General features: G+C 68.3%; 16 protein-coding genes. 9 read left to right on the plus strand and 7 right to left on the minus strand.

Features of this window, described 5'->3' with window-relative positions; translation table 11 throughout:
* Positions 1-63: 63 nt before the first annotated feature.
* On the minus strand, positions 64-1,704 hold the full coding sequence (rtcR, locus tag AC16DP_RS00830) for an RNA repair transcriptional activator RtcR (protein ID WP_329727696.1): 1,641 nt from the start codon (positions 1,702-1,704) through the stop codon (positions 64-66).
* Positions 1,705-1,843: 139 nt separating this feature from the next.
* Here rtcR and AC16DP_RS00835 point away from each other — a divergent pair, with 139 nt between their 5' ends.
* Entirely contained in the window at positions 1,844-3,079 is a 1,236-nt protein-coding gene (locus tag AC16DP_RS00835; RefSeq protein ID WP_329727697.1) for an RtcB family protein, read from the plus strand.
* Between the two features lie 203 nt (positions 3,080-3,282).
* A complete protein-coding gene (gene rtcA / locus AC16DP_RS00840; protein WP_329727698.1) occupies positions 3,283-4,296 on the plus strand; it encodes an RNA 3'-terminal phosphate cyclase in 1,014 nt (337 codons plus the stop codon).
* An 18-nt stretch (positions 4,297-4,314) separates the two neighbouring features.
* Here rtcA and AC16DP_RS00845 read toward each other — a convergent pair whose 3' ends face one another.
* The 3 genes from AC16DP_RS00845 to AC16DP_RS00855 all read right to left on the minus strand — a co-directional run bounded on the left by AC16DP_RS00845 (position 4,315) and on the right by AC16DP_RS00855 (position 6,591).
* Positions 4,315-4,953: a glutathione S-transferase N-terminal domain-containing protein gene (locus tag AC16DP_RS00845; RefSeq protein ID WP_329727699.1), complete on the minus strand. Its 639-nt coding sequence runs from the start codon at positions 4,951-4,953 to the stop codon at positions 4,315-4,317.
* Positions 4,954-5,056: 103 nt separating this feature from the next.
* Entirely contained in the window at positions 5,057-5,905 is an 849-nt protein-coding gene (locus tag AC16DP_RS00850) for a hypothetical protein (RefSeq protein WP_329727700.1), read from the minus strand.
* Complete coding sequence (locus AC16DP_RS00855; RefSeq protein ID WP_329727701.1) at positions 5,902-6,591, minus strand: hypothetical protein; 690 nt, start codon at positions 6,589-6,591, stop codon at positions 5,902-5,904. Before AC16DP_RS00855 ends, AC16DP_RS00850 begins: the two co-directional genes overlap by 4 nt.
* Before the next feature lie 138 nt (positions 6,592-6,729).
* On the opposite strand from AC16DP_RS00855, the gene AC16DP_RS00860 reads away from it, so the two are divergent.
* Positions 6,730-7,050, plus strand: coding sequence for a 3-hydroxyacyl-CoA dehydrogenase NAD-binding domain-containing protein (locus AC16DP_RS00860; RefSeq protein ID WP_329727702.1), 321 nt, complete (start codon positions 6,730-6,732; stop codon positions 7,048-7,050).
* Between the two features lie 28 nt (positions 7,051-7,078).
* The gene (locus AC16DP_RS00865; protein ID WP_329727775.1) at positions 7,079-7,291 is read left to right on the plus strand and encodes a hypothetical protein; all 213 of its coding nucleotides are present in this window, start codon (positions 7,079-7,081) and stop codon (positions 7,289-7,291) included.
* Positions 7,292-7,443: 152 nt separating this feature from the next.
* Here AC16DP_RS00865 and AC16DP_RS00870 read toward each other — a convergent pair whose 3' ends face one another.
* Positions 7,444-8,118 carry a hypothetical protein gene (locus AC16DP_RS00870; protein WP_329727703.1) on the minus strand — a complete coding sequence of 225 codons (675 nt, stop codon included), beginning with the start codon at positions 8,116-8,118 and terminating at the stop codon, positions 7,444-7,446.
* 227 nt (positions 8,119-8,345) lie between these two features.
* On the opposite strand from AC16DP_RS00870, the gene AC16DP_RS00875 reads away from it, so the two are divergent.
* The 4 genes from AC16DP_RS00875 to ruvA all read left to right on the plus strand — a co-directional run bounded on the left by AC16DP_RS00875 (position 8,346) and on the right by ruvA (position 11,555).
* Complete coding sequence (locus AC16DP_RS00875) at positions 8,346-9,491, plus strand: response regulator (protein ID WP_329727704.1); 1,146 nt, start codon at positions 8,346-8,348, stop codon at positions 9,489-9,491.
* A gap of 44 nt (positions 9,492-9,535) precedes the next feature.
* Complete coding sequence (locus AC16DP_RS00880) at positions 9,536-10,285, plus strand: YebC/PmpR family DNA-binding transcriptional regulator (protein WP_329727705.1); 750 nt, start codon at positions 9,536-9,538, stop codon at positions 10,283-10,285.
* A gap of 86 nt (positions 10,286-10,371) precedes the next feature.
* Positions 10,372-10,947, plus strand: a complete 576-nt coding sequence (gene ruvC / locus AC16DP_RS00885; protein WP_329727706.1) for a crossover junction endodeoxyribonuclease RuvC — start codon at positions 10,372-10,374, stop codon at positions 10,945-10,947.
* The gene (gene ruvA / locus AC16DP_RS00890) at positions 10,944-11,555 is read left to right on the plus strand and encodes a Holliday junction branch migration protein RuvA (RefSeq protein WP_329727707.1); all 612 of its coding nucleotides are present in this window, start codon (positions 10,944-10,946) and stop codon (positions 11,553-11,555) included. Before ruvC ends, ruvA begins: the two co-directional genes overlap by 4 nt.
* Before the next feature lie 46 nt (positions 11,556-11,601).
* Here the strand turns inward: ruvA and AC16DP_RS00895 are convergent, their stop codons facing one another.
* Complete coding sequence (locus tag AC16DP_RS00895; protein WP_329727708.1) at positions 11,602-12,249, minus strand: TraR/DksA family transcriptional regulator; 648 nt, start codon at positions 12,247-12,249, stop codon at positions 11,602-11,604.
* A 125-nt stretch (positions 12,250-12,374) separates the two neighbouring features.
* Here AC16DP_RS00895 and AC16DP_RS00900 point away from each other — a divergent pair, with 125 nt between their 5' ends.
* Complete coding sequence (locus AC16DP_RS00900) at positions 12,375-13,010, plus strand: hypothetical protein (RefSeq protein WP_329727709.1); 636 nt, start codon at positions 12,375-12,377, stop codon at positions 13,008-13,010.
* A gap of 101 nt (positions 13,011-13,111) precedes the next feature.
* Here the strand turns inward: AC16DP_RS00900 and AC16DP_RS00905 are convergent, their stop codons facing one another.
* Positions 13,112-13,390: a hypothetical protein gene (locus AC16DP_RS00905; protein WP_329727710.1), complete on the minus strand. Its 279-nt coding sequence runs from the start codon at positions 13,388-13,390 to the stop codon at positions 13,112-13,114.
* Between the last annotated feature and the right edge of the window lie 44 nt (positions 13,391-13,434).

Genomic DNA, 13,434 nt, shown 5'->3' on the forward strand with positions numbered 1-13,434 from the left:
GGGCGTTTCTCATGACCGCGCCCCGGCGTCGAGTGCGCAATAGGCGCTTGTCCGCCGGGTTGCTCACTCCACCGCGGCGGCCCCGCGTCCCGCCACGTCGGCCCAGCTCAGTCCGAAGCGGGTGAGATATTTCCGCAGCCGGTCCGCGTCGTTGACGCTCTTCTTCTGCGCCCGTGACTGCGCGAACAGGGACCGCCCCGCGTCGGACAGGGTTCGCGCCTGCCGGCACACGGCGAGCACCTCCGCGAGCTGCGCCCTGTCGAACCGGTCCAGCGCCTCGGTGCGCTCCTCCCCGAGCACCTCCACCACGAGGTTCACCGCCGCCGCCTGCTGCTTCGGCCCGCTCTTCGCCCAGGCGGCGCGCAGCCGTTCGATTTCCTCGTCAACGCCCTCACGGGTGATGCGACCGCCGGGCGCGAGCGTCGCCATTCGCAGCACCGCCGCGTTGAGATCCCGGAAGTTGCCGCTCCAGCGCGCCTCGGGCGAGGTGGCGAAGCGCAGGAAGTGCTCCTGTGCCTCCTTGTTCATCGTCACCCGCGTCTCCAGCACCCGTGAGGCCTGGTCCAGCTCGTAGAGGAGGTTGGGCGGGATGTCCTCGGGCCGCTCGCGCAGGGGCGGCAGCCGGAAGGTCCACAGGTTGATGCGCGCCAACAGGTCCTCCCGGAAGCGCCCGCGCTCCACCTCGGCCTGCAAGTCCCGGTTGGTGCCGGCGATCAGCTGGAAGTCACTCTCCGCCTCCTTGTCCGAGCCCACCGGCAGGAAGCGCTTGTCCTCGAGCGCCCGCAGCAGCATGGCCTGCTCGTCCGCGCCCAGCTCGCCAATCTCATCCAGGAACAGCACGCCGCCGTTCGCCTGGCGCAGCAACCCGGGCCGGTCCCCCACCGCTCCGGTGAAGGCACCCTTCACGTGGCCGAAGAGCGCGGACATGGCCCCATCCCCGCGCAGCGTGGCGCAGTTGATGTCCACGAACGGGCCGCTCACGTGCCGCCGTGTCTTCTTCAACTGGTAGATGCGTCTGGCGAGCTGCGACTTGCCCGCCCCCGTGGGCCCCGTGAGCAGCAGCGGTGCGCGCGAGCTCGTGGCCACCTGTTCAATCCGCTCGATGAGCCGGTTGAAGGCCGGGTTGAGCGTGTCGATGCCCGCCTTGAGGAAGGACAGGCCCTCGCGCTGCTCCTGCTCGAAGCGCCGGGCCAGCGTGTCGTACTGGGAGAGGTCCAGGTCGATGATGGCATGCACGCCCGGTCTCCCCTGGTCCCGGACGCCCTGGGGCGGTGAGGTCTGAATCAGCCGCCCGGGGATGTGCCGGCTCTCCACCAGGAGGAACATGGAGATCTGCACGATGTGCGTCCCGGTGGTGATGTGGACGAGGTAGTCCTCGTGCTCGGGGTGGAAGGGGTAGGCCTTCGCGTAGTCGAGCAGCGCGCCGTACGTCTCCTCCAGGTCCCACGGGTTGCGGATGTTCAACTCGGTGGTGCGCACCCGCGTCTCCGGTGACACCTGGGCGATGTCCTCCACCACCGTCCGGACGAGCTCGGCATATCCCGGCAGCGAGAGCAGTTCGAACCGGTGCACCAGCAGGTCCTCCTGCTGGCACAGCCCCACGGTGGGGCGCCACTTCTCCCACCGCCTGGGCCCCCGCCCCGCGTCCAGCGTCGTGCCCAGCATCCCGAGTACCACCGTCTCGCGCGTCCGCGTCTTCGCCATACGGATAGGACTTTATCCCAATGGATAGGAAAAGGGGCGGGGAAGGGTGGCCCTCCCTCGGAAAGGGGCTGGCACGCGCCCTGCTCTACCTCCTCGCGTGCCCGGGACGGCCCGGGCGAACGGACTGAAGGAGACGGTCATGCAGACGCAGCGCAACTACGAGGTTCTGTCGAACGAGGCGGGTGGGGTTCCCATCAAGGCGTGGACGGTGGGCGTGCCGTTCGAGGACGAGGCGAAGAAGCAGCTGCGCGCGATGGCGTCCCTGCCGTTCATCCACAAGTGGGTCGCCGTGATGCCGGACGTGCACCGCGGCTTCGGCGCGACGGTGGGGAGCGTGGTGGCGACGGCGGGCGCGGTGATTCCGGCGGCGGTGGGCGTGGACATCGGCTGCGGGATGATCGCCGTGCGCACGACGCTGCGCGCGGAGCAGCTCCCGGACTCGCTGGGGAAGGTGCGCTCGGCCATCGAGAAGGCGGTGCCGCACGGCCGCACGGACAACGGCGGCCGCAATGACCGGGGTGCGTGGCAGGACGCGCCCGCGATGCACCGCGAGGCGTGGGCGCGCCTGAAGCCCGGCTATGACGCCATCCTGGAGAAGCACCCGCGCCTGGGCCGTGGCCCGGACCTGGGTCACCTCGGGACGCTGGGGACGGGGAACCACTTCATCGAGGTGTGCCTGGATGAGTCCGGCCAGGTGTGGCTGATGCTGCACAGCGGCTCGCGCGGGGTGGGGAACCGGATTGGAAGCCACTTCATCGAGCTGGCGAAGGAGGACATGCAGCGCTTCTTCATCCACCTGCCGGAGAAGGACCTGGCGTACCTGCCCGAGGGGACGGAGTACTTCGAGGACTACCTGCACGCGGTGAGCTGGGCGCAGGAGTACGCGGCGATGAACCGCGAGCTGATGTTGCGCTCGGTGGTGGAGGCGCTGAAGGCGAGCGGTGAGCTGCCGGAGTTCGAGCTCACCGAGGCGGCGGTGAACTGCCACCACAACTACGTGGCGCGTGAGCACCACTACGGGAAGAACGTGTTCGTGACGCGGAAGGGTGCGGTGCGTGCGCGCGAGGGGGACCTCGGGATCATCCCCGGCAGCATGGGGGCGCGTTCGTACATCGTGCGAGGGAAGGGGAACGCGGAGGCCTTCCACTCGTGCAGCCACGGGGCGGGGCGGGTGATGTCGCGTGAGGCGGCGAAGCGGCGGTTCACGCTGGAGGACCACGCGAAGGCGACGGCGGGTATCGAGTGCCGCAAGGACGCGGAGGTCATCGACGAGACGCCGGGTGCGTACAAGCCGATCGACGCGGTGATGACGGCGCAGGCGGACCTGGTGGAAGTGGTCCACACGCTGCGTCAGGTGGTGTGCGTGAAGGGTTGAGGGGAGTGCACGAAGGGGGTTCCCGACGAAGGAGGGCCACATGAGGGGATAGAGACATCGAGATGCCCGCTCTCTCCGAGACTTCGGTCGCCAGGATGAGGGAGCGGGCATCGCTACGTGCGGGAGCCCCCTCTCCCTCTGGGAGAGGGCTGGGGTGAGGGTCTACGCTGCGTGGGTCGCAGTGGGTTCTGGGAGATTTCGAGATGATTCGCATCGACGGTTCGAAGGGAGAGGGCGGAGGACAGGTGCTGCGCACGTCGCTGGCGCTGTCGCTGGTGACGGGGAAGCCCTTCCAGATGGTGAATATCCGGGCGGGGCGCTCGAAGCCGGGGCTGTTGCGGCAGCACCTGACGGCGGTGAAGGCGGCGGCGGCGGTGGGGGAGGCGGAGCTGGAGGGGGCGGCGCTGCACTCGAAGGAGCTGACGTTCCGGCCGAAGGCCCTTCAGTCCGGGGACTACCACTTCGCGGTGGGGACGGCGGGGAGCGCGACGCTGGTGCTGCAGACGGTGCTGCCGGCGCTGCTGGCGGCGAGCGGGCCGTCGACGCTGGTGCTCGAGGGAGGGACGCACAACCCGGCGGCGCCGCCGTTCGACTTCCTGACGAAGGCGTACCTGCCGTTGGTGCGGCGGATGGGGCCGGGCGTGGAGGCCACGCTGGAGCGGCATGGCTTCTTCCCGGCGGGGGGAGGGAGGTTCGAGGTGCTGGTGCAGCCGGCGCCGCTGAAGCCGTTGCATCTGATGGAGCGGGGGAACGTGGTGCGGCGGCAGGCGACGGCGATGATCGCGCAGGTGCCGTACGACGTGGCGAAGCGGGAGCTGGAGACGGTGGGGAGGAAGCTCGGGTGGCTGGTCGAGGAGCGGCGGGTGGAGGAGCTGAAGCGCTCGGCGGGGCCGGGGAACGTGGTGTGGCTGGAGGTGGAGAGCGAGCACGTCACGGAGGTGTTCACCGGGTTCGGTGAGCGGGGCGTGCGAGCGGAGGACATCGCGGAGGCCGTGTCGGAGGAGGCGCGGGTCTACCTGGAGGCCGGTGTGCCCGTGGGGGAACACCTGGCGGACCAGCTCATGCTGCTGCTGGCGCTGGCCCGAGGGGGCTCGTTCCGGACGCTGCCTCTCGATGGGCATGCGCAGACGCAGATCGAGACGTTCGCCCATTTCCTCGACGTGAAGGTCTCGGTCGAGGAGGTGTCACAGCAGGTGAGAGAGGTCTCGGTGCGGTGAGCGCTCTCGTGTCTGCCTTCACGTGTCGAAGCGGAAGGAGGTCTCGCCGGCGGAGGCGCGTGTTGCGAACTGCCGGCAGAACTCGTTCAGCGCGGAGTAGGGGGCGGTCGGCAGAACGTCTCGGAACTCCAGATGGGTCACGAGGCAGAAGAGCGTGACCTCCAGATAGCTCAGGTCCCGAGGCGGGAGTGCGGAGAGGATGGGCCTCGCGTTCTCCTCCAGCCACGACATCATGTTGACCAGCGACTGCCGCATTTTCGCGTGGTGGGTACTGCTGTCGGTGCCGGCGGCCTTGCCCATGATCAGGGACACTTCCGTCGACATGGCCTGAAGAACGAGCTCCTGTGCATTGGCAAGCAGCGGTTGATCGAGGTCCTCCGGCCAGACCACGCGAGGTCTGGGGTTCGACCGGCGCCATAGCTCGCGACAGACATTGAGAGAGCCGAACCAGACTCCCTGGGGCGTCTGCAAGCTCGGGATTTTGAGCGCGGGGTTGCCTCCGTAATCCTCCGAATTGGAGGACATGAGGTCTCGCACCACTCGCAGGGAGTAGTCGACGCGCATCTCCGCGGCGAAGATCCGCGTGACGCGCGTGAAGTGTGAACTCGAGCGGCCGATGATGACAGGCCTGGCGAGTTCTTCGAGCGCAGCTGGCATGCGTGTTCCTCCGATTGGGGAGTGGTACGAGGCCACCGTAGGCGTATCCCCGCGCGGTGCACAAGCCGGAAGGGGTCTGCTGCTGGGCCCAGGCGTCGGGTGGTTACGCGTCCTCGTCCTCGGTCTCCGCCGCTGCATCCTGCGCCTTCTCTTGAGCAGCAGTGCTCTTCATCTCTTCCCACTTCTTCAGGGCGGAGGCCACATGGTGGAGCGTGTGTCTCTTCAACCTCTTGTGATGCACCGCGAAGTAGTGCTCCCCGGCGATTGACACGAAGTCGAAAGGTGAGGCCGGGTGTTCCTTCAACCACGTTTCTGCGTCCGCACGGGTTTCAAATGATGGCGTCGTCGGAGGTATTCCTCTTGCCGCCAGTTCTCCGATGTATGGCTCGATGATGTAGTCACGGTAGATGAAGCGGGTGTTGTCCTCACGAGTATACACGGCCTGATAATACTCATCGCCAATGAGTATGTTCGCCGGGCTGGGTGGTTCCGCGGGCCCCTTCAGCCATGCCTCTGCTTCGTCGCGCGTCTTGAAGTAGGCAATGGCAAGCGGGGCATGATCGAGGCGGTTGTTGATGTAGTCCTCGCAAGCATCGAGCTGTCCCGTATCGGCGATGAAGTTGACCTGATGGATGATGAGGCGCGCCGCCTGCTTCTGTTCGGGCTCGAGGGTCTCGTCGAAAGCCTTCAGGAGAAGTTCCATGACCCTTTGCGAGATCGCCGCATCCTTTCGTTCTTCAAGCGCGGTGCTCACATGGGGGCGCGGCAGGGGGGCTGTTTGCTTGAGGTAGTCCTCAAACAGGTAGGCCTGGCCCGTTGCGCTGATGAAGTCCCTGTACGCCTTCACCTGGACCCAGAGCCGCTGTTCTTCTTTCTTGCCTTGGAGCCCCGCAGCGCGCCACCGAGATGAGGCGAAGCGTGCAGCGTCATTGAGAGAATCATGGATGCTCACGGGGCCACCTCCGCGACGCTGGTGGAGGGGAACCCCGAGGAGTTCTCCGCGAACAACACGAACGGCATCAGAATGAGGGCCGCTGCTCCCGCAGCGGTGCTTACGGCAACGAAGGCCACTCCGGCGATGATGATGACTGAGCCGGCGAGAATCTCCTCGCGGTGGGTCTTGAGCCAATCAAGCGCGGGCTCTATTGCATGGAACTCCGCAGCGTATTCTTCGGCCCAACTGCCTCTTCCCTTGTTACATAGAACCGCTTGTTGCAGGCAATGCCTCGGACACCACCAGCTTCTGGCGATGCGCCACGGCTGGGTTTTGACATCATCGTACTTCCATTGGCCGACCTGGATCGGTCTGCTGCTCGCAAGGCAGTCCTGCTCGCACTGGACTCGTCGGCCTTCGCAGTACGTCTCCAACCCCATTGAGGAGACGCGCACCATTGCTCGGTTTGAGTTCATCGCGCTCAGGGCGGATTGGAATTTCGCCAGATCGAAGTCCTTGAGCGGCTTCCAGTCGTGAGTGATTCGTCCATCCGGCGTCTCCTGGATGATGAGCGCGTACCTGGCCAGGTCATGCGGGCCGGTGGGTCCCTGGGCCGCGACAAGGGGTTGGGTCACGCTGCAGGCAACAAGGAGAAGACCGAGGCTCGACGCGATGAGCTTCTGTCCGAGCGTTTGGGTGGACATGCAGGATTCCCGGTGTGGTGTTCCAAGCATCCCTTTGATGCCCGGAGATGGAGAGCCTAGAGGGAGTGGAATGACGGCATACCTGAACTCTGCCGTGGGCGTTGCCTTTCATACCCTGGGGAGGGGATTCTTCCGTCCATGGAATCCAGGAGAATCAAGAGAATCGGCATGGTGGGCGGTGGTGCCATGGGCTGCGGCATCGCGCTCGAGTTCGCCACCGCGGGCCGGCAGGTGACGCTCTACAACACCCGCTCGGAGAGCAGCGCCCAGGCCCAGGTGCGCATCGAGCGCGATGCGGCGCTCATGGTGGAGACAGGCCCGAGCCCGGCGACAGCTGCCGCCCTCTGGCCCTTCGACTCACCGTCCCGGTGCGCTGAGATTCCGCGAACGGAGCGAGAAGGTCCGCTCCTCCGTGCGCGGGCCGCTGGTGAGCCCCGTGGCCTGGGTATGCTTGAATAGGCTCGTGGCCGACTTCACCGAAGAGCAGATGGATTCCGCGCTCCACCTCGCCAGCCAGGAGCTGTCCTTCCCCTCGTACTACGAGCCCTGTGTCCGGCCCCTCCTGCGCAACCCCGAGGGCCATTGGCCCCGGTGCTGTGCCGGGGGTTGTGAGCCTTGTGCCCAGACGTTGATCCGCGTGGCCCTGCGCACGCTGGAGATTCTGGGCACTCCCCGCGTCACCCCCATTCCGGAGTGGTGAGCACGGGGGCGCGGTGAAGCCTCAGTAGGCCCTCCGAGCCAACCCGGTTGGGCTCGATACCCTCACCCCGTCCCTCTCCCGAGGGGAGAGGGGAAATTGTTGGCGGCGAATTGTGGGTAGCCAGGGGATGGGGACTGCTCCTCGCTACGGTTTCAGAACAGGCGCACGCCCAGGCCCAGGCGCACTCCGTAGCCCAGCCTCGTCTGCGGCACCCCTCGCAGCTCCTTGAACACGTCCACCCCCAGCTCGCCCACCGCCGACAGCGACAGGTCCTCGCCCAGGTAGATCTCCGCTCCGCCCCCCGCCATCGGCTTCACCCTCCACGTCCCCGCAGGGCTCAGCCCCAGCTCGTACGGCACCTCCACCAGCCCCACCGCCGTCACCGTCTCCGCCACCTTCCAGCTCGCCACCACCGCCGGGTTCAACCGCAGGAACCACCCCTCCAGGTTCTGCTCGTCGAAGTACCGGCTCCCCGTGTTCCCCGTCACCCCCAACCCCAGCTCCGGCGCCACCGCCCACGCTCCGCTCGTCCACACCTGCCGCCTCGCCACCCCCTCCGCCGTCACCGCCAGCCGCAGATAGTCGAACCGCGCCCGTCCCCCCACCTCCCAGCCCCCCGTCCCCTGCCGGTACGCCGCTCCCACCTCCGGCACCCCCACCCACCCGGAGAGCGCCGTCGCCCCATCGGGCAACGCCGCCGGCGCCACCACCGCTCCGAAGTTCTCCCGCTTCTCCTCCAGCCTCACCGCCTCCGCCGTCGGGGCCGTCGTCTCTTGCGCCGCCGCCATCAGCGGCGTGAGCACACACACCAGCATCAGTCGCGTCATAGGCCGCCCACTCTGGCTCCTCGCCCCCCGGCCCGTCGAGCGTTTCCTGCCCCTCCTGCTGCCGCTTACCCAACAATTTCAAGCCCTTGGCTTCCCGTCACGGGCTCGTGTCAGATAGGACCGGGTGTACTCTCGTTTCGTGATAGTCTTATTTCTCAGAGTATCGTAGTTTTTTGTCCGTAGTGGATGCCCGGCTTCTCCCAGGATCGCCGCTCCAGGAGTTCCCCATGGCCGACAGCTCGCACCGCGCCACCATCCTCGAGCCCGCCCCTTCCTCCGTCTCCGCCGACGTCAGCCCCCGGCGGCGCTCCACCCGTTTCCGCCCCCGCGTCCTGCTCGTCGAGCCCGACAAGGACGCGCGCGCCTCCCTCGCCCTGGGCCTCGTCAGTGCCGGCTTCGAGGTGCTCGCCGCCCCCGCCCTCGAGGACATCCTCGGGGAGCTGGGCGAGGGCCGCCCGTTGCCCCACCTCGTCATCGCTCCCGTGGTGCCCCTCGGCGACGGGCTGGACGGCTTCACCTTCTGCGAGCGGCTGCGCGCCGACGCCCGCACCGAGCACCTCCCGGTGTACCTCCTCTCGCGCCACGAGGAGCCCCACCACCGCCCCCGCGCCGAGGCCGTGCGCGCGGATGACTACCTCCTGCAGCCCCTGCCTCCGCGGGTGGTGGTGTCCCTCGCGCGTCTGAAGGCCGGCCGCAGCGCCTTCGCCCCCGCCTACGAGGCCCATACCGTCCGCATGCCCCTGGCCCAGGTGCTCCACGCCCTGCTGTGTGGCTCGCGCTCCGGCCGCATCGAGCTGCGCGACAACGAGGGCTGGCTCTCCTTCCACCAGGGCCACGTGGTGGACGCCTCCTTCGAGGGCGAGCGCGGCCTCACCGCCATCCGCCGCCTGCTCCTCTTCGGCTCGGGCGCCTACGCCGTCTCCTTCGCCGAGGTGCTCGCCGAGGGGAAGCTCCTGCTCACCCTGAAGATCTACGCCTCGCTGCTCCTGCCCGCCGCCGAGCGCTTCGCCGCCCTCTGTGCCCTGGGCATCCCCCTGTCCGCGCGGCTCGTGGTGGACTTCAAGCGGCTGGCGGACGTCCTCAAGTCCCTGCCCGATGACGTGGGCCCGGTGCTCCGCCTCTTCGATGGCCAGCGCACCGTGCACACCGCCCTGCTGGAGTGCTCCCTGCCCGAGGTCACCACCCTGGAGGTGGTGACGTGCCTCTACGCCCAGGGCGTGCTGGTGCCCGCCAACCTCATCGCCGAGCGCGAGCCGGTGCCCCAGTCCATTCCGCCCTTCTTCGAGCCGGTGCTCTCTTCCGGGGCCCTCGAGGAAGAGGAGGCGCCCTTCTCCGAGGCGTTCGAGGTGCCGGGCTCCTCCCGGGCGGCCTGAAGCGGGCCTGGACCGGTCCCACGCCGGAGGTTAGAAGACGCGCCATGTCCGGTCACAATCGGTGGTCGAAGCTCAAGCGGTACAAGGCCGTGATGGGCGCGAGCAAGGGCAAGCTCTACAGCAAGCTCATCAAGGAGCTCACCGTCGCGGCGCGGTTGGGGGGCGGCAGCCCGGACAACAACGCCCGGTTGCGCGTGGCCATCCTCGCGGCCCGCGAGGCCAACATGCCCAACGACAACATCCAGCGCGCCATCAAGAAGGGCACCGGCGAGCTGGAGGGCGAGAGCTACGAGGAGATCGTCTACGAGGGCTACGGCCCCGGCGGCGTGGCCATGCTCGTGGAGTGCCTCACCGACAACCGCAACCGCACCGCCAGCGACATGCGCTCCATGTTCTCCAAGGAGGACGGCAACCTGGGGGCCGAAGGCTCGGTGAACTGGATGTTCCACAAGAAGGGCCTCATCACCGTGAAGCCCGGCCCCTCCGAGGACGAGGTCATGGAGAAGGCCATTGAAGCCGGCGCCGAGGACGTCCTCAATCACGGCGCCGAGGGCTTCGAGGTGCGCACCGCCCCGGCGGACCTGCACGCGGTGGCCTCCAGCCTGGAGCAGTCCGGCCTGAAGCTGGGCGAGCAGAAGTGGACGTACTTCCCGCAGACCACCGTGCGCGTCGAGGGCGACAACGCCAAGAAGCTGCTCAAGTTGATGGAGCTGCTCGAGGACAACGACGACGTGCAGAACGTGCACGCCAACTTCGAGATGGACGAGGCCCTCATGGAGTCGCTCTCCGCGTAGTGGGGGAGACGGGCACATCGACACGGAGGCGGCCCGCGCGTTATAGGGCAGGCTGAACCCCTGTTCCGTTGTCCCCGGAGAGGAATTTGCGCGTCCTAGGCATCGACCCCGGCAGCCGCTTCATGGGGTATGGCGTGGTGGAGGAGCGGCGAGGCCGGCTGGTCCACGTGGGCCATGGCGTCATCAAGGTGGACCCCGGCGCCCCCCTGGAGCTGCGGCTCAAGGAGCTGCACGGCGCGCTGCTGACGGCCGTGAAGCTCTACAAGCCCCAGTCCGTGGCGGTGGAAGGCGTGTTCACCTTCCGCAACGCGCGCAGTGCGCTCATCCTCGGGCACGCCCGCGGGGTGGCGCTGCTGGCCGCCGCCCAGGCCGGGCTCTCCGTGCACGAGTACCCGCCCGCCCGGGTGAAGCGCGCGGTGGGCGCCGGTGGCGCCGCCGGCAAGGACGCCGTGGCGCGCATGGTATGTACCTTCCTCGAGGTCGAGGTGTTGGATCGCGCGGATGCCAGTGACGCACTGGCGGTGGCGATCTGCCACCTCAACCAGGGCCGGTCCGGCGTGCCGGTATCGGGCGCCAGGCCCTCGAAGACGCGCCGCAAGTCGGCGCAGGCGCAGCTCGCGGACAAGCTGACGCCGTCCTACAGGAGGCCGGAAGCGCGATGATCGCCGCACTGCGTGGCAACGTTCTGGAGAAGAGCCTCGAGGAGGCCACCATCGACGTGGGAGGGGTGGGCTACCGCGTGTTCTTCTCCTCGCTCACGTTGGGGCGCCTGCCCGCGGAGGGCCAGCCCGTGCAGGTGCGGGTGCGCACCGTGGTGCGCGAGGACGCTTTCGAGCTGTTCGGCTTCCTCAGCCGCGCCGAGGAGGAGCTGTTCCTCCTGCTCAACTCGGTGTCGCACGTGGGGCCGAGGCTCGCGCTGGCGGTGCTCTCCGGCATGGAGGTGCCGGAGCTGGTGGCCGCGCTGGGCCGGGGCGAGGTGGCGCGCCTCACCAAGATTCACGGGGTGGGGAAGAAGACCGCCGAGCGGCTCGTGCTGGAGCTCAGGGACAAGGTGAAGACGCTGCACCTGGAGCAGGTGGCCGCCCAGGCGAAGCCCGCCGCCCCCGAGTCCGCGCAGAGGGCGGACCTCGTCTCCGCGCTCATCAACCTCGGTTACAAGCAGCCCCAGGCGGAGAAGGCCGCGGAGTCCGCCAGCGAGCGGCTCGGCGCCGAGGCCGCCTTCCAGGCCCTCTTCCGCGAGGCCCTCAAGTCCTTGCGCACCGGAGCCTGACGCATGCGCCCTCTCCCTCTGAAGAGGGCGGGGGTCGTCACCGCGGTCAGAAGTAGGTGACGGCCACCGGGGGCTCCGGCGCCACGTCCGGAACGCCCTCGCGCTTGCGCTGGCAGGCCGCGCAGCACTCGGCCCACGGCACGAGCTGCAGGCGCTCGAGCAGGATGGTGGTACCGCAGTCCTCGCACTGTCCGTACGTCGTGGGGTTCGCGGCCAGTTTCCGCAGCGCCCGCTGCACCCGCGGGAGGAGCACTGGATCCCTCTCCTCGCCCGACTCCGCCGCGTCCCGGAGCTGCGCCTGCTGCTCCTCGTCGATCGTCGACAGCACCCACTCGGGCGGCTCCTGGCCGGACAGGACGAAGTGCAGCACGTGGAGCTGGTGCTCGGCCTCGCGGCGCTGGGCCTCGCGGCGCATGTTCACCAGCGCCGGGGTCTCCATCAGCCGCGCCAGACGCTTCTGGACCTCCCGCCGCATCCCGGCGTCCCGGGTGATGACGTCGATGTAGGCCTCGGGGCTGAAGCCCTGGGGCTGGCAGATCTGCTGGAGCACGCGCTCGAAGACGGGCTCGATGCCGACCGTGGCGGCGGTGGGAATCCATCCAGTGGACGAAGCCAGCGCATCGAGCGTGGAGAGGACCGTCCGGTGGATGTCCGGCCACGGGGGCGGGGGGCCTTCTTTGGAACCAATCGTCATGCCTGGGGGACATCTAATCACACGGGGCCTGGGGGGCACACCGGCCTGGCCGTTCAGTGCGCTTGAATCCAGGGCATGTCCGGGGCCAGATACGGGACTCGGTGTAATGCCAGGAGGGCTCTGGGATGTCCGGTGCTTCGAGATGGTGGGAGAGCGCGCGGGAGTGGGTGGGCAAGTTGCCCTCGGGCCTGTCCGGCCAGGTGACGGTGGACGTGGCCCGGAAGCGGGTGCGGTTGTCGCACGCCCGGGTGGAGGCGCTGGCGCGCAAGGCGTTGAAGGACGTGAAGGCGCTCTCGGTGGGCGAGTGGGCGTACGGGCCCCGTGCCTATGACGTGCGCCTGGAGGTCTCCGGCTGGAAGCTGCGCGTGGAGGTGGCCCTGGAGCGGTTGGAGCTCGCCTCGGGCCGCTACCACCTGACGCTGCTGACGCCAGGCCGGGTGGACCTGGAGGAGTCGAGGGCGGCCTCGGCGCTGGTGCAGGGCGTGTTGCGCCTGGGCGGAGGCAAGGCCGCGCTGCGCGCCCTGTTGGATCAGGTCATGCCCAAGGGGCTGAGCTGGGACGGGCAGCGCTTCCAGGTGTCCGGGGCGCTGCCGAAGGAGGGCGCGGTGTCTGCGCGGCTCTTCGAGTCCTCCTCGCTGGTGGTGAACGCCGAGCACGACGCCGACGGCGTGTGGCTGTCGGCCGAGGCGTGGCCGGGCCTGATGGACCTGATGCAGGCCGCGCTCAGCGTGGACCTGCCGCGCAAGCCGCCGGGAACCTGAGCAGCCGGGCGCTCCCAGGTGGCGCCCGCCGCTTCACTCTGGAGCGGACGGGCGATCCACTTCGAGCCGGGGCGCAGGCCGCTCCCGTGGTGGACGGAGGCTCAGAAGCCCACGACGGTGATGCAGTCGTCCAGGCACTGCTTCATGGTCTCGGAGCAGGTCCGGCCCTTGACGCATTGCGAGCACTCCTGCGCCTGGGCCGAGAAGTCCTTGTCCTTCTTGACCTTCTGCTCGCACGTGTCCGTGCACTTCGCCACGTCGAGGCCAGAGGACACGCACTCCTGCTTCTTCTCGCACGCGACACGGCACTCGCTCTTGCAACCGGCCAGGGTCATCGCGAGGCCCAGGGCCGCCACTGCCATCACAATCTGGTTCTTCATCGACTCCTCCGATGCGGCGCATCATGCACGGAGACGGGCGCCAT

It is taken from the genome of Archangium sp. (genome assembly GCF_057119385.1).

Bases quoted from the DNA above. Each gene is read 5' to 3' on its own strand.
- AC16DP_RS00880 (WP_329727705.1), top strand. From the start codon at position 9,536: ATGTCCGGTCACAATCGGTGGTCGAAGCTCAAGCGGTACAAGGCCGTG.
- AC16DP_RS00875 (WP_329727704.1), top strand. From the start codon at position 8,346: ATGGCCGACAGCTCGCACCGCGCCACCATCCTCGAGCCCGCCCCTTCC.
- AC16DP_RS00900 (WP_329727709.1), top strand. From the start codon at position 12,375: ATGTCCGGTGCTTCGAGATGGTGGGAGAGCGCGCGGGAGTGGGTGGGC.
- AC16DP_RS00895 (WP_329727708.1), bottom strand. From the start codon at position 12,249: ATGACGATTGGTTCCAAAGAAGGCCCCCCGCCCCCGTGGCCGGACATC.
- ruvA (WP_329727707.1), top strand. From the start codon at position 10,944: ATGATCGCCGCACTGCGTGGCAACGTTCTGGAGAAGAGCCTCGAGGAG.
- AC16DP_RS00855 (WP_329727701.1), bottom strand. From the start codon at position 6,591: ATGTCCACCCAAACGCTCGGACAGAAGCTCATCGCGTCGAGCCTCGGT.
- AC16DP_RS00860 (WP_329727702.1), top strand. From the start codon at position 6,730: ATGGAATCCAGGAGAATCAAGAGAATCGGCATGGTGGGCGGTGGTGCC.
- AC16DP_RS00845 (WP_329727699.1), bottom strand. From the start codon at position 4,953: ATGCCAGCTGCGCTCGAAGAACTCGCCAGGCCTGTCATCATCGGCCGC.
- rtcA (WP_329727698.1), top strand. From the start codon at position 3,283: ATGATTCGCATCGACGGTTCGAAGGGAGAGGGCGGAGGACAGGTGCTG.
- AC16DP_RS00865 (WP_329727775.1), top strand. From the start codon at position 7,079: ATGGATTCCGCGCTCCACCTCGCCAGCCAGGAGCTGTCCTTCCCCTCG.
- AC16DP_RS00905 (WP_329727710.1), bottom strand. From the start codon at position 13,390: ATGAAGAACCAGATTGTGATGGCAGTGGCGGCCCTGGGCCTCGCGATG.
- rtcR (WP_329727696.1), bottom strand. From the start codon at position 1,704: ATGGCGAAGACGCGGACGCGCGAGACGGTGGTACTCGGGATGCTGGGC.
- AC16DP_RS00835 (WP_329727697.1), top strand. From the start codon at position 1,844: ATGCAGACGCAGCGCAACTACGAGGTTCTGTCGAACGAGGCGGGTGGG.
- AC16DP_RS00870 (WP_329727703.1), bottom strand. From the start codon at position 8,118: ATGACGCGACTGATGCTGGTGTGTGTGCTCACGCCGCTGATGGCGGCG.